The organism is Actinomadura sp. ATCC 39365, assembly GCF_054392275.1.
This window is the reverse complement of the sequence record NZ_CP184335.1, coordinates 1-13,431: the sequence shown is the minus strand read 5'-3', so window position 1 is coordinate 13,431 and position 13,431 is coordinate 1. Positions and strand designations below refer to the sequence as shown.

Annotated in this window: 12 protein-coding genes and 1 pseudogene; all 13 read left to right on the top strand. The window is 70.6% G+C overall.

The window, feature by feature from the left end; genetic code table 11:
- Positions 1–84 precede the first annotated feature (84 nt).
- Complete coding sequence (locus ACNF49_RS00065) at positions 85–651, top strand: TetR/AcrR family transcriptional regulator (protein ID WP_357967404.1); 567 nt, start codon at positions 85–87, stop codon at positions 649–651.
- A 127-nt stretch (positions 652–778) separates the two neighbouring features.
- Positions 779–1,780 (top strand): ABC transporter ATP-binding protein, encoded by a 1,002-nt coding sequence (locus tag ACNF49_RS00060; protein WP_482942424.1) that lies wholly within the window; start codon positions 779–781, stop codon positions 1,778–1,780.
- 71 nt (positions 1,781–1,851) lie between these two features.
- Positions 1,852–2,019: pseudogene (locus ACNF49_RS00055) on the top strand (ABC transporter permease); the annotation flags it as partial.
- Positions 2,020–2,113: 94 nt separating this feature from the next.
- Positions 2,114–2,599 (top strand): ABC transporter permease, encoded by a 486-nt coding sequence (locus ACNF49_RS00050; protein WP_482942423.1) that lies wholly within the window; start codon positions 2,114–2,116, stop codon positions 2,597–2,599.
- The gene (locus ACNF49_RS00045) at positions 2,596–3,378 is read left to right on the top strand and encodes an MlaE family ABC transporter permease (RefSeq protein WP_357967412.1); all 783 of its coding nucleotides are present in this window, start codon (positions 2,596–2,598) and stop codon (positions 3,376–3,378) included. Before ACNF49_RS00050 ends, ACNF49_RS00045 begins: the two co-directional genes overlap by 4 nt.
- Positions 3,375–4,430: an MCE family protein gene (locus ACNF49_RS00040; protein WP_482942422.1), complete on the top strand. Its 1,056-nt coding sequence runs from the start codon at positions 3,375–3,377 to the stop codon at positions 4,428–4,430. Before ACNF49_RS00045 ends, ACNF49_RS00040 begins: the two co-directional genes overlap by 4 nt.
- A complete protein-coding gene (locus tag ACNF49_RS00035) occupies positions 4,427–5,419 on the top strand; it encodes an MCE family protein (RefSeq protein ID WP_357967418.1) in 993 nt (330 codons plus the stop codon). Before ACNF49_RS00040 ends, ACNF49_RS00035 begins: the two co-directional genes overlap by 4 nt.
- Positions 5,410–6,399, top strand: a complete 990-nt coding sequence (locus ACNF49_RS00030; RefSeq protein ID WP_482942421.1) for an MCE family protein — start codon at positions 5,410–5,412, stop codon at positions 6,397–6,399. The genes ACNF49_RS00035 and ACNF49_RS00030 overlap by 10 nt, the downstream gene beginning before the upstream one ends.
- Entirely contained in the window at positions 6,396–7,376 is a 981-nt protein-coding gene (locus ACNF49_RS00025) for an MCE family protein (protein WP_482942420.1), read from the top strand. Before ACNF49_RS00030 ends, ACNF49_RS00025 begins: the two co-directional genes overlap by 4 nt.
- Positions 7,373–8,533, top strand: coding sequence for an MlaD family protein (locus ACNF49_RS00020; protein WP_482942419.1), 1,161 nt, complete (start codon positions 7,373–7,375; stop codon positions 8,531–8,533). Before ACNF49_RS00025 ends, ACNF49_RS00020 begins: the two co-directional genes overlap by 4 nt.
- A 6-nt stretch (positions 8,534–8,539) precedes the next feature.
- Positions 8,540–9,040 carry an Rv1363c family protein gene (locus tag ACNF49_RS00015; protein ID WP_357967427.1) on the top strand — a complete coding sequence of 167 codons (501 nt, stop codon included), beginning with the start codon at positions 8,540–8,542 and terminating at the stop codon, positions 9,038–9,040.
- Positions 9,037–9,534 (top strand): hypothetical protein, encoded by a 498-nt coding sequence (locus ACNF49_RS00010; protein WP_482942418.1) that lies wholly within the window; start codon positions 9,037–9,039, stop codon positions 9,532–9,534. The genes ACNF49_RS00015 and ACNF49_RS00010 overlap by 4 nt, the downstream gene beginning before the upstream one ends.
- Before the next feature lie 436 nt (positions 9,535–9,970).
- A partial coding sequence (gene rpoB / locus ACNF49_RS00005) for a DNA-directed RNA polymerase subunit beta (RefSeq protein ID WP_498701686.1) occupies positions 9,971–13,431 on the top strand: 3,461 nt, incomplete at its 3' end.

Here is a 13,431-nt window from a genome sequence, read left to right as displayed (position 1 = left end):
ACCCTCACATCTCGCTCAACGATCGTTGACTCAACGAGCGTAGAGCGAATTCGGACGAACGGTCAACACGGGTAGAGTCGGACCGTGAGCGAGCGAGTGCTTCCCCGTGCCGAACGGCGGCGCAGGACCGAGGGAAGGATCCTCGACGCGGCCAGGGCGCTGTTCGCCGAAGTCGGCTACGAGCGCGCCACCATCAGGGCGGTCGCGAAGTCCGCCGAGGTGGACCCGGCCCTGGTCATGCAGTACTTCGGCAACAAGCAGGAGCTCTTCAGGGCCGCCGTGCGCGCCACGCCCGCCCCCGAGGCCGCCACCACCCCCGAGGAGCTGGTCGAGCACCTGCTCCGCACCCTCGACGTGAAGATGGGCGAGCTGCCCCAGGGCTCGCTGGCGATGATGCGTTCGATGCTCACCCACCCCGAGGCGGGCACGGCGGCCCGCGAGGCGCTCGCCCGGCAGATCGACCGGCTCGCCGCGGCGATCCCCGGCGAGGACGCCCGCCTGCGCGCGGCCCTGACGACCACGATCCTGCTCGGCGTGACCGTCGGCCACCAGCTGCTCGAACTGCCCGAGCTGCGCGACGCCCCGCCGGACCACATCGCCCGGCTGCTGCGCCCGAGCCTGCGCGCCCTTACTGGACCCGACGTCTCATAACCGCGGGGTAACAAGTTATTGGAACCGGTTCCAATTCCTCGGAACGCCGCTACCGTGAGTCCATCCTGGAAGTAAAGTGTGCGGCACGTTATCCCCTGAGTGCTCCCTGTGATCGGGAAGGTGGCCAGTGGGCGTCGAGGTCGTGGTCGAGGGGTTGACCAAGTCGTTCGGTCGGCAGGTCATCTGGGAAGATGTCTCGCTCACGCTGCCCGCGGGTGAGATCTCGGTGCTGCTCGGCCCGTCGGGCACCGGCAAGTCCGTCTTCCTCAAGACGCTGGTCGGCCTGCTGCGTCCCGACCGCGGCCACATCTGGATCGACGGCCACGACCTGGCGAGCTGCCCCGAGCGCAAGCTCTACGAGCTGCGCCGACTGTTCGGCGTGCTGTTCCAGGACGGCGCCCTGTTCGGCTCGCTCAACCTCTACGACAACATCGCCTTCCCGCTGCGCGAGCACACCAGGAAGACCGAGGCCGAGATCCGCCGGATCGTGATGGCGAAGATCGACCTGGTCGGCCTGGTCGGCGCCGAGGGCAAGCTGCCCGGCGAGATCTCCGGCGGCATGCGCAAACGCGCCGGCCTGGCCAGGGCGCTGGTGCTCGACCCCGAGATCATCCTGTTCGACGAGCCCGACTCCGGCCTGGACCCGGTCCGCACCGCCTTCCTCAACCAGACGATCGTCGACATCAACGCCGACATCGAGGCCACGTTCCTGATCGTCACCCACGACATCAACACCGCCCGCACGGTCCCCGACAACATCGGGCTGCTGTTCCGCCGCGAGCTGGTCATGTTCGGGCCGCGCGAGATGCTGCTGTCCAGCGACGAGCCGGTGGTGCGGCAGTTCCTCAACGCCCGCAGGCACGGCCCGATCGGCATGTCGGAGGAGAAGGACATCTCCGAGCTGGAGGCCGAGGCCCAGATGGGCCACGACCCCGGCGGGCTGCCGCCGATCCCGCCGCAGCTCATGCCGAGCGGCAATGTGCTCCGCCGTTCGCAGCAGCCGCCCGGCCGGTGGCTGGCGGCCCACGGCGTGATCCCGCCGCAGGGCTCGTTCGTGGACGAACGCGGCCGCAACTGGCTGGAGGAGTACCCCCGGCTGATCAACGCCCACGCGGACGGCGTCGCCTAGATCATGAATCCGACCGAGACGTACCTCCTCGCGGCCTTCGACGGTGACTGTCCGCGTCCGATCGGCCGCACATGGTGACGGCAGAGGTCGGGCGGTTCGTCGCCATGTCGCTCGACACCGCCAGGGCCGCCGCGCGACGGCCCTTCCAGGTGCGCGAGCTCGTCCGGCAGGCGTGGTTCATCGTCAGCGTGAGCGCCCTGCCCACCGCCCTGGTCGCCATCCCCTTCGGGGCCGTCCTCGCCATGCAGACCGGCAACCTCATCCGCCAGTTCGGCGCCCAGTCCTTCACCGGGGCCACCGCCGTGCCTCGGCATCGTCCGCGAGGCGGGCCCGGTGGTGACCGCGCTGATGATCGCGGGCGCGGCCGGCAGCGCGATCTGCGCCGACCTCGGCGCCCGCCGGATCAGGGACGAGATCGACGCCATGGAGGTGCTCGCGGTCGACCCGCTCCACCGGCTCGTCGTGCCCAGGGTCGCCGCCTGCGCGCTGGTCGCGCCGCTGCTCAACGGCCTGGTCGTCACGGTCGGGCTGGTCGCCGGCTACCTGTTCAACGTGGTCGTCCAGGGCGGCTCGCCCGGCGCGTACCTGCAGTCGTTCAACGCCCTGGCCGAGGTGTCCGACCTGTGGGTCTCGGAGGGCAAGGCGCTGGTCTTCGGCGTCACGACGGGGCTCGTCGCCGCGTACAAGGGGCTGAGCGCGGCGGGCGGGCCCAAGGGTGTGGGGGAGGCGGTCAACCAGGCCGTGGTGTTCGCCGCCCTGCTGCTGTTCGCCGAGAACTTCCTGATCAGCGCGGTCTACAACGAGCTGGTGCGGTCATGAGGGCGCTCGACCGGCAGGGCGAGTTCTACGCCAGGGCGATCAGGGCCCTTCCGGCCGGCGCGCGCTACCGCCGGGAGGTGCTCAGGCTGCTGGCCGAGGTCGGGCTGGGCAGCGGCGGCCTGGCGGTGATCGGCGGCACGATGACGATCGTCGCCTTCATGACCTTCTTCACCGGCACCGAGGTCGGCCTGCAGGGTTACACCGGCCTCGACCGCATCGGCGGCTCGGCCTTCACCGGCTTCCTGTCCAGCTACGTCAACACCCGCGAGATCGCCCCGCTGGTGGCCGCCATCGGCCTGTCGGCCACCGTGGGCTGCGGATTCACCGCCCAGCTCGGCGCAATGCGGGTCGGCGACGAGGTCGACGCGCTGGAGGTCATGGCGATCCCGCCGGTGCCGTTCCTGGTCACCACGCGGCTGATCGCCGGCTTCGCCGCCGTCATGCCCCTGTACGTGCTCGGCCTGCTCGCCTCCTACCTCGCCACCCGCCTGATCGTCACCGTGCTGCACGACCAGTCCACGGGCACCTACGACCACTACTTCGAGCTGTTCCTGTCGCCCTACGACGTGTTGTGGTCCTTCGGCAAGGCGATGGTCTTCGCCGTCCTGGTGATCCTCATCCACTGCTACCACGGCTTCCACGCCACCGGCGGGCCGGCCGGGGTCGGGGTGGCGGTCGGGCGGGCCGTACGCGCGGTGCTGGTGACGGTGAACGTCGCCAACCTCCTGCTCGGCCTGGCCATCTGGGGCACGACCACGACGGTGAGGCTGGCCGGATGAGGCACGGCGCCGCGCTCGTGGCGATCGTCGCCGCCTTCACGGCCCTGACGCTGGCCGTCTACACGAAGGCGTTCTCCACCGCCCGGCACGTCACGCTGCTGCTGCCGGCCGCCGGGCTCCAGCTCGACCGCCGGGCCGACGTCAAGGTCAACGGGGTCGTGGTCGGCGAGGTGGCCGACCTGGCGCCCGCCGAACACGGCGCTCGCATCACCCTGGCCCTCGACCACGACGTCGACCGCGCCTCCACCGCCGAGCTACGCGCCAAGACCCTGTTCGGCGAGAAGTACGTCGCCCTGATCCCGCCCAGCTCGCCGCGAGGCCCGCTGCGCGACGGCGACGTGCTCAGGTCCTCGGCGGCCGCGGTGGAGATCACCGAGATCCTCGACCGCCTGCTGGCCCACCTGCGCGCCGTCCACCCCGAACGCCTGAACGCCGCCCTGAACGCCCTGGCCACCGCCCTGGACGGCCGCGGCGCCCGGCTCGGCACGACCCTGGACAGAACCGACGCCTACCTGCGCCGCCTCCAGCCCCACCTGCCGGCGCTGAGGCGGGACATCGCCAAGCTCGCCGACGTCACCGCCCGGTACGGCCAGGCCGCCCCCGACCTGCTGCGCGCCCTCGCCAACAGTGCCGCGATCAGCCGCACCCTCACCGCCGCCCCCATCGCCCCGGCCACCGCGGCCGTCACCCGGGCCGCCACCGCCACCGACCGCCTGCTGAACACCAACGAGCCGGGCATCGTCGGCCTGCCGCACGTCGTCCGCCCGGCCCTCGACGTGGCCGCCCATCACGCGCCCGTCATCCCGTGCGTCCTGCGCGGCCTCGACCGCCTCCGGCCGCTGCTGGACAACGCCTTCGGGCACGGCAGCGCGAAGGCGGTGCTGGAGATCGTCCGGCCGGCGCGCCCGTACGAACCGGGCAAGGACACCCCGCGCTACGCCGACCGCAGGGCCCCGGCCTGCTACGGCCTGCCCGACCACGCGCCCGTGCCCTTCCCGGGGGTGCGCTTCGACGACGGCACGGCCGACCTGGCGAGGCTGATGCTGCGATGACCACGCTCGGGCCGGCGCTCAAGCTGGCCGCCTTCGCCCTCGTCACCACCCTGTGCGTGGCCACCCTCGCGATCACGATCTCGGGCGCCCGCTTCACCGCCGCGGTCGTCTACCACGCCCTGTTCACCGACGCCTCGGGGCTGCGCGAGGGCGACGAGGTCCGCATCGCCGGCGTGCGGGTGGGCCGGGTGGAGAGCGTCACGCTGGCGGGCGTCCAGGCCGAGGTCGCCTTCTCCGTGCGGCGCACCACCGCGCTGCCCCGCGCGGTCGTGGCCGCCGTCCGCTGGCGCAACCTCGTCGGCGACCGCTACCTGACGCTCTCCACCGGCCCCGGCGGCCCCGGCCTGCTCCCGCCGGGCGCCCGCGTCACCGACACCCGCCCGGCCCTCGACGTCACGGCCCTGTTCAACGGCTTCAGACCGCTGCTCAACGCCATCCGCCCCCAGGACGTCAACAAGCTGAGCTGGCAGATCGTCCAGGTGCTCCAGGGCGAGGGCGGCACGGTCGAGGCCCTGCTCGGCCACATCGCCTCCCTCACCGGCACGCTCGCCGACCGCGACGCCGTGATCGGCCGCGTGATCGCCAACCTCGGCGCGGTGCTCGGCGAGATCGCCGGCCGGGAGCACGACTACGACCGCCTGCTGATCGACCTGCGCGCCCTGATCGGCGGCCTGGCCGGCGACCGCGAGGCCATCGGCGACTCGCTGGCCACCCTCGACCGCCTCACCGCCGTCACCGGCGACCTCGTCCGCAGGGCCCGGCCCGACCTGCGCGCGAGCGTCCGGCACGCGGACGGGCTGCTCAAGGCGCTCAACGCCAGGAGCGCCCTGGTCGAGGACACCCTCGCCCGCGCACCCGACCGCCTCGGCCGGCTCGTCCGGGCCTCCTCCTACGGGTCGTGGTTCAACTTCTACCTCTGCTCGCTCACGGTCAGGAGCGGCGGCGTACGCACTCCGAAGATCGTCAACGGGAGCCCGCGATGCCACTGACCCCCTTCAGGAGACGCGACCCCGTGCCGCTGGGCGTCGGCGGCATCGTCGTGGCCCTCGCGCTGGTCGTGGCGGCCCTGGTGGTCGGCGGCCTGCCGCGCGGCAGCACGTACTCGGCCGCGTTCGCCGACTCGGCGGGCCTGCGCGAGCACGACGACGTGATGATCGCCGGGGTCAGGGTCGGGGAGGTCACCGGTGTCGATCTCGAAGGCGACCACGTCCGCGTCGACCTGCGGGTGGCCGACGACGTCCGGCTCGGCTCGCTGACCAGGGCGGACATCCGGATCAAGACCCTGCTCGGCGCCCATTTCGTCATGCTCGTGCCCGAGGGCGGCGGCCGGCTCCAGGGGCAGATCCCGCTGTCGCGCACGAGCGTCCCCTACGAGGTCGCGCCCGCCGTCGCCGACCTGGGCGCAGCCGCGGGACGCGTCGACGAGCGGGCCCTGGCCGCGGCCATGACCGTGTTGTCGCAGACCATGGAAGGCTCCTCGGCGGAGATCCGGGCCTCCCTCCGGGGGCTCGGCAGGCTCTCGCGTACCGTCGCCGCCCGCGACGCCCGCCTGCACGACCTGGTCGGCCACGCCCGTACCGTCACCGGCCTGCTGGCCCGCCGGAACGCCGACCTCCATGGCCTGGTCACCGACGGCGACCTGCTGCTGCGCGAGGTCTCCGCGCGGCGGGCCGTCGTCCACGGGCTGCTGGTCAACACGGTGGTGCTGGCCGGGCAGATCGACGGGCTGGTCGCCGACAACAGGACCACGTTGAGGCCCGCCCTCGAACGGCTGCGCTCGTTCGTCGCCGTGCTGCGCCGCCAGGAGGAGAGCCTCGACCGGTCGCTGGCCCTGCTCGGGCCGTTCGCCCGGCAGCTCGCCGACGCGACCGGCAACGGGCGCTGGTTCGACACGATCATCCAGAACCTGGTCCCGCTGCCCGCCTCGATCCGGCCGCCCGACCCCCTGCCAGAAGGACCCGTGCGATGAGAGGCCCGCTCGTCCTGGCGCTGCTGCTCCTGACCGTGGCCGGCTGCGGCTTCGAGGGGGTGGCCTCGCTGCCGCTGCCCGGCGGCGCCGACCTGGGCGAGCGGCCGTACGCGGTGACCATCCGGTTCGCCGACGCGCTCGACCTGGTGCCGCGCTCGCCGTGCAAGGTCGACGACGTCACCGTGGGCGAGGTCACCGGCGTGGAGCTGGGCGCCGACTGGCGGGCCGACGTGGTCTGCGAGGTACGCGGCGACGTCGCCCTGCCCGACCGCACGTCGGCGGCGATCTCGCAGACGAGCCTGCTGGGCGAGAAGTTCGTCAAGCTGCTGCCCGCCGGACGCGGACGGCTGAGCGGCCCGATCCCGGTGGCCCGTACGAGCACGACGGCCGAGGTCGAGGAGGTGTTGTCGGCCGCCTCGCTGCTGGTCGACGGCGGCGGGCTCGACCAGGTCGCCACCATCAACCGCGAGCTGGCCGACGTGCTCGACGGCCGCTCGGCCCGGCTGAAGGACCTGCTGCGCAGGCTCGGCGCGTTCGCCGCGGGGCTCGACGGCTCCAAGAAGCAGATCGTCCGGCTGATCGACGCCCTCGACGGCCTCACCGGCACCCTGGCCGCCCAGCGCGCCACGATCAGGGCCATCGCCACCGAGATCGGCCCGGCCGTCACCCTGCTCAAGGGCCAGCGCGCCGGCCTGACCGCCATGCTCGCCGCCCTCGACCGGCTCGGCCGCACCGCCACCCGCGTCGTCGAGCGCTCCCAGGCCGACACCCTCGCCGGCCTCCGCCGCCTGCGCGAGCTCCTGCTCAACCTCGACCGGGCGCGCCACAGCGTCGCGTCGGGGCTGGCGACCGCGATCACGTTCCCGTTCCCGGGATCGGCCTCGTCCATGCTGCGCGGCGACTACGCCAACGCCGACCTGACCGTCGACGCCTCGCCCGGCACCACGCTGCGCAACCTGCTCGGCGGTGCGCGATGACCGTCAGGCTGCTGGCGTTCGCGCTGATCGGGGTGGTGGCGGTGGCGTACACGCTGGTCAGGTACGCCCGGGTCGGCGCCGACCTGTTCGACCCCGCCTACCGGGTCACGGTCGAGCTGGCCGACGCGGGCGGGCTGTTCGACGGCTCGGAGGTGACCTACCGAGGGGTGCCGGTCGGCCGGGTGGAGTCGCTGGCGGTGGCGGGCGACGGCGCGCGGGCCGTGGTCAGGCTCGGGGCCGGCGACCCCGTCCCGGCCCGCGGCCTGCTGGCGGTGGTGGCCAACCGGTCGGGTGTGGGGGAGCAGTACCTGGACCTGCGGCCCGCCGGGGGCGCGGGGCCGTACCTGCGGGAGGGGGACGTGATCGACCGCGCGCACACGCGGCTGCCGGTCCCCACCGCCCAGCTGCTCGGCGACACCGACCGCCTGCTGACCTCGGTCGACCCGCACGACCTGGAGACGGTCGTGACCGAGCTGGACAAGGGGCTCGGCGGCAACGGGCCCGCCCTGCGACGGCTGGCCGACGCGGGCGAGAAACTGCTCGGACAGGCCGAGAGGGTGCTTCCCGAGACGGTCGCGGTCCTGCACGACGGGGAGACCGTGCTCGACGCTCAGCGGGCTTCTGGGGGCCATCTGAAGGCATTCGCCGCGAATCTGGCGAGCTTGACGGATTCGCTCCGGAACGGTCGCGGCGACCTCGCCCACGTGATCGGCCGCACCCCGCGCGCGGCCGAGTCGCTCGAACGCCTGACCGACGGCGTCGCGCCCTACCTGCGCCCGCTGCTGACGCACCTCGTGATCGGCGGCCGTACGGTCTCGGCCAGGGTCACCGCCCTCCGGCAGCTCCTGATCGGCTACCCGGCCGCGGTCGCGGGCGCCTTCTCCGTGGTCGACCGGGACGGCCTGCACTTCGGCCTCGACCTCGACCTCAACGTGCCCAGGCCCTGCACCCGGGGCTACGAGGGCGTACGCAGGCGACAGCCCCACGACGTCAGCACCCGGCCGCCCGACCCCGAGGCGTTCTGCAGGGAGCCGCGTGGCAGCGCGACCGGGGTGCGCGGCGCCCGCAACGCCCCGGCTCCCCAACCGCCTCCGTCGATTCCAGGGCTTGCGGAGTGGCTCGCGGGTTATGATCCGGCGACCGGCCGGAAGGGGTGAGCACAGGTGGGAGCGCTTCCCGCACGCCCGGCACGCATCCTCGTGGCCGCCCTCAGCGTGACGCTGGCGGCGCTCGTCGCCGCCGGCGTGTGGATCTCCCTCCAGGCGCGTGACGCGCAGGCCCTGGCCGACGACAGGCAGGCCGCGCTGCTGGCGGCCGGCACCCACGCCAAGAACCTGGTCTCGCTCGACTACAAGACCGCCGACGCCGACGTGCAGCGCATCCTCGACACCTGCACGGGCGGGGCCAGAACCGGCTACCAGGCCATCGCGGGCAAGCTCAAGAGCACCACGGTCGCCAACAAGGTCGTCCAGCACGGCGTCCTGCGCGCGACCGGCCTGGTGTCGATGTCCGGCGGCACGGCGAAGGTGCTGGTGGTGGCCGACGCCGAGATCCGCTGGGACGGTTCCAAGAGCCCGCCCCAGGAGCGCTTCTACCGCTGGACGATGGACGTGACCAAGGTCGGCGGCGTCTGGCTGGTGTCGAAGGTGGTGCAGGTGGTGTGAGAACCGTCACTGTGGTGCTGCTCGGCGTCCTGGTGATCGTCGCGGGCGTGCTGGTCCCCAGGATGTGGTTCGACCTGCGTGACCTGCGGGGAGCTGAAGGGGCCGCGGCCGAGGCGATGGCGACGGCCCGGCAGGTCGCCCCCGACATGTTCTCCTACGACTACCGCTCGGTGGAGGCCGACCTGGCCAGGGCCGGGGCGTACACGACGGGCGAGCTGACCAGGCATTACAAGGAGCTCACCACGTCGCTGGTGTCCAAGGCCAAGGCCGAGAAGACGGTCCGCACCGCGGCCGTGGTGGACGTCGGCGTCGAGCGCGCCACGCCCGACAGGGTCGAGGTCCTGTTGTTCGTGAACATGGTTACGGTAAAAGTAGTGCCGAACCAGGACAGGCCCCAGCAACAGGTGACCCAGAACCGAGCCCGGTTCGTCATGGTCAGGCAAGACGGGCGATGGCTGGTCGAGGGGCTGTCCACGCTGCTGGGAACGGCCTGAGCCGCCGGGCGTGCCGCTACCTTCAATTGTTACCAAAAATCAGGTTTGGCGAAGCCCTTGATAGGGGTACTCCAGTCACAGCTACATCGGTGGTCGGCATGGGTTCGACCCCCGGGGTGACGGAGCGTTAACCGCCCACGATCGCGGGTATCGTCTTGGGCCTGGCGGTAGGCGCCCGATCACACTGGGGAGAAAACCCAGCGTCCGGGCCTCTAGGCGGCTAAAAGTCGGGCTCGCGGGCTTGACGTTTGCGGCTGAACGGGCGATGCTGCGACCAACGTGGAGCATGCAGCGAGAGCGAAGTGGACAGGCGTGTGCCGTTCGGCTACACTGCCCCTTTGCGCTGCCCTTTGACGACCCGTGATGCTTGCTCACGTTGCGAGGTTGTCTGGCGTGCGTGTAGTCAGTCCGCCGCGAGCCCTCGGAAGGACATCTGTTGGCAGCCTCGCGCAACGCCTCCGCCGTACCCGCTGGTCCCCGTCGCGTCTCTTTCGCGCGCATCCAGGAGCCCCTCGAAGTTCCTGATCTTCTCGCTCTGCAGACCGAGTCGTTCGACTGGTTGCTGGGCAACGAGAAGTGGAAGGGCCGGGTAGAGGCGGCTCGTCAGGCCGGGCGCAGGGACGTCCCGACCCAGTCGGGCCTCGAAGAGATCTTCGAAGAGATCAGTCCCATCGAGGACTTCTCGGGGACCATGTCCTTGTCGTTCCGCGACCACCGGTTCGAGCCGCCCAAGTACTCAGTCGATGAGTGCAAAGACAAGGACATGACCTTCTCCGCCCCGATGTTCGTGACGGCGGAGTTCATCAATAACACCACCGGTGAGATCAAGAGCCAGACGGTGTTCATGGGTGATTTCCCGCTCATGACGCCGAAGGGCACGTTCATCATCAACGGCACCGAGCGTGTCGTGGTCTCGCAGCTGGTCCGTTCGCCCGGTGTCTACTTCGAACGTAACGTCGACAAGACCTCGGACAAGGACCTGTACGGCTGCAAGGTCATCCCGTCGCGGGGTGCCTGGCTGGAGTTCGAGATCGACAAGCGCGACAGCGTCGGTGTGCGCATCGACCGTAAGCGCAAGCAGGCCGTCACCGTGCTTCTCAAGGCACTGGGATGGACCAACGACCAGATCCTCGAGCGGTTCGGCCAGTACGAGTCGATGCGGGCGACGCTGGAGAAGGACCACACGGCCGGCCAGGATGACGCCCTGCTGGACATCTACCGCAAGCTGCGGCCGGGTGAGCCGCCGACCAAGGAGTCGGCGCAGACCCTGCTGGAGAACCTGTACTTCAACCCCAAGCGGTACGACCTGGCCAAGGTGGGCCGCTACAAGATCAACAAGAAGCTCGGGGTCGACTCCGAGATCACGCAGGGCACGCTGACCGAAGAGGACATCGTCGCCACCATCGAGTACATCGTCCGCCTGCACGCGGGCGAGGAGTCGATGCCGGGCGCCAACGGTGAGGTGATCGTCGAGGTCGACGACATCGACCACTTCGGCAACCGCCGCCTGCGCAGCGTCGGCGAGCTCATCCAGAACCAGGTCCGCCTGGGCCTGGCCCGCATGGAGCGCGTCGTCCGCGAGCGGATGACCACCCAGGACGTCGAGGCGATCACGCCGCAGACCCTGATCAACATCCGTCCCGTCGTGGCCTCCATCAAGGAGTTCTTCGGCACCTCGCAGCTGTCGCAGTTCATGGACCAGACCAACCCGCTGGCCGGCCTGACGCACAAGCGGCGTCTGTCCGCGCTCGGCCCCGGTGGTCTGTCCCGTGAGCGGGCCGGCTTCGAGGTCCGTGACGTGCACCCGTCCCACTACGGCCGGATGTGCCCGATCGAGACCCCTGAAGGCCCGAACATCGGTCTGATCGGCTCGCTGGCCTCCTACGGCCGCATCAACGCCTTCGGCTTCGTCGAGACGCCTTACCGCAAGGTCGTCGACGGCAAGGTGACCGAGCAGATCGACTACCTGACGGCCGACGAGGAAGACCGCTACGTCAAGGCGCAGGCCAACACGACGCTCAACTCCGACGGTTCGTTCGCCGAGTCCCGCGTCCTGGTCCGTACCAAGGGCGGTGAGACCGAGCTCGCCCGTGCCGAGGAAGTCGACTACATCGACGTGTCGCCGCGCCAGATGGTGTCGGTGGCCACCGCGATGATCCCGTTCCTCGAGCACGACGACGCCAACCGCGCGCTCATGGGCTCCAACATGCAGCGCCAGTCGGTGCCGCTGCTCAAGAGCGAGGCGCCGCTGGTCGGGACCGGCATGGAGTACCGTGCCGCGACCGACGCCGGCGACGTCATCAGCGCCGAGAAGGCCGGTGTGGTGGAGGAGGTCTCCGCCGACTACGTCACCGTCATGAACGACGACGGCACGCGTACGACGTACCGGGTCGCCAAGTTCAAGCGCTCCAACCAGGGCACCTCCTTCAACCAGAAGCCCATCGTCGCCGAGGGCGACCGGGTCGAGGTCAACCAGGTCATCGCCGACGGCCCCTGCACCGACAACGGTGAGATGGCGCTCGGCAAGAACCTGCTCGTGGCGTTCATGCCGTGGGAGGGCCACAACTACGAAGACGCCATCATCCTGTCCCAGCGCCTGGTCCAGGACGACGTCCTCTCCTCGATCCACATCGAGGAGCACGAGGTCGACGCCCGCGACACCAAGCTGGGCCCGGAGGAGATCACCCGGGACATCCCCAACGTGTCGGAAGAGGTCCTGGCCGACCTCGACGAGCGTGGCATCATCCGGATCGGCGCCGAGGTCGTCCCCGGCGACATCCTGGTCGGCAAGGTCACCCCGAAGGGCGAGACCGAGCTGACCCCGGAGGAGCGGCTGCTGCGCGCCATCTTCGGTGAGAAGGCCCGTGAGGTCCGTGACACCTCGCTGAAGGTGCCGCACGGCGAGCAGGGCAAGGTCATCGGCGTGCGCGTGTTCAGCCGCGACGAGGGCGACGAGCTCCCGCCGGGCGTCAACGAGCTGGTCCGCGTCTACGTGGCCCAGAAGCGTAAGATCACCGACGGTGACAAGCTGGCCGGCCGTCACGGCAACAAGGGCGTCATCTCCAAGATCCTGCCGGTCGAGGACATGCCGTTCCTTGAGGACGGCACCCCGGTCGACATCATCCTCAACCCGCTGGGCGTGCCCGGCCGGATGAACGTCGGTCAGGTGCTGGAGACCCACCTGGGGTGGATCGCCGCGCGTGGCTGGGACATCTCGGGCATCGCCGAGGCGTGGGCCGAGCGGCTGAAGGACAAGGGCTTCGAGAAGGTCGCCCCGCGTACCAACATGGCCACCCCGGTCTTCGACGGCGCGCACGAGGAGGAGATCGTCGGGCTGCTGGGCAACACCATCGCCAACCGTGACGGTGACCGCATGGTGCAGCAGAGCGGCAAGGCGCGGCTGTTCGACGGCCGTTCCGGTGAGCCGTTCCCGTACCCGATCTCGGTCGGTTACATCTACATCCTCAAGCTGCTGCACCTGGTCGACGACAAGATCCACGCCCGGTCGACCGGCCCGTACTCCATGATCACGCAGCAGCCGCTGGGCGGTAAGGCCCAGTTCGGCGGTCAGCGCTTCGGTGAGATGGAGGTGTGGGCGCTGGAGGCCTACGGCGCCGCCTACGCCCTGCAGGAACTGCTGACCATCAAGTCCGACGACGTGCTGGGCCGGGTGAAGGTCTACGAGGCGATCGTCAAGGGCGAGAACATCCCCGAGCCGGGCATTCCGGAGTCCTTCAAGGTCCTCATCAAGGAAATGCAGTCGCTGTGCCTCAACGTCGAGGTGCTCTCCAGCGACGGCATGTCCATCGAGATGCGCGACACCGACGAGGACGTCTTCCGCGCGGCGGAGGAACTCGGTATCGATCTGTCCCGGCGTGAGCCGAGCAGCGTGGAAGA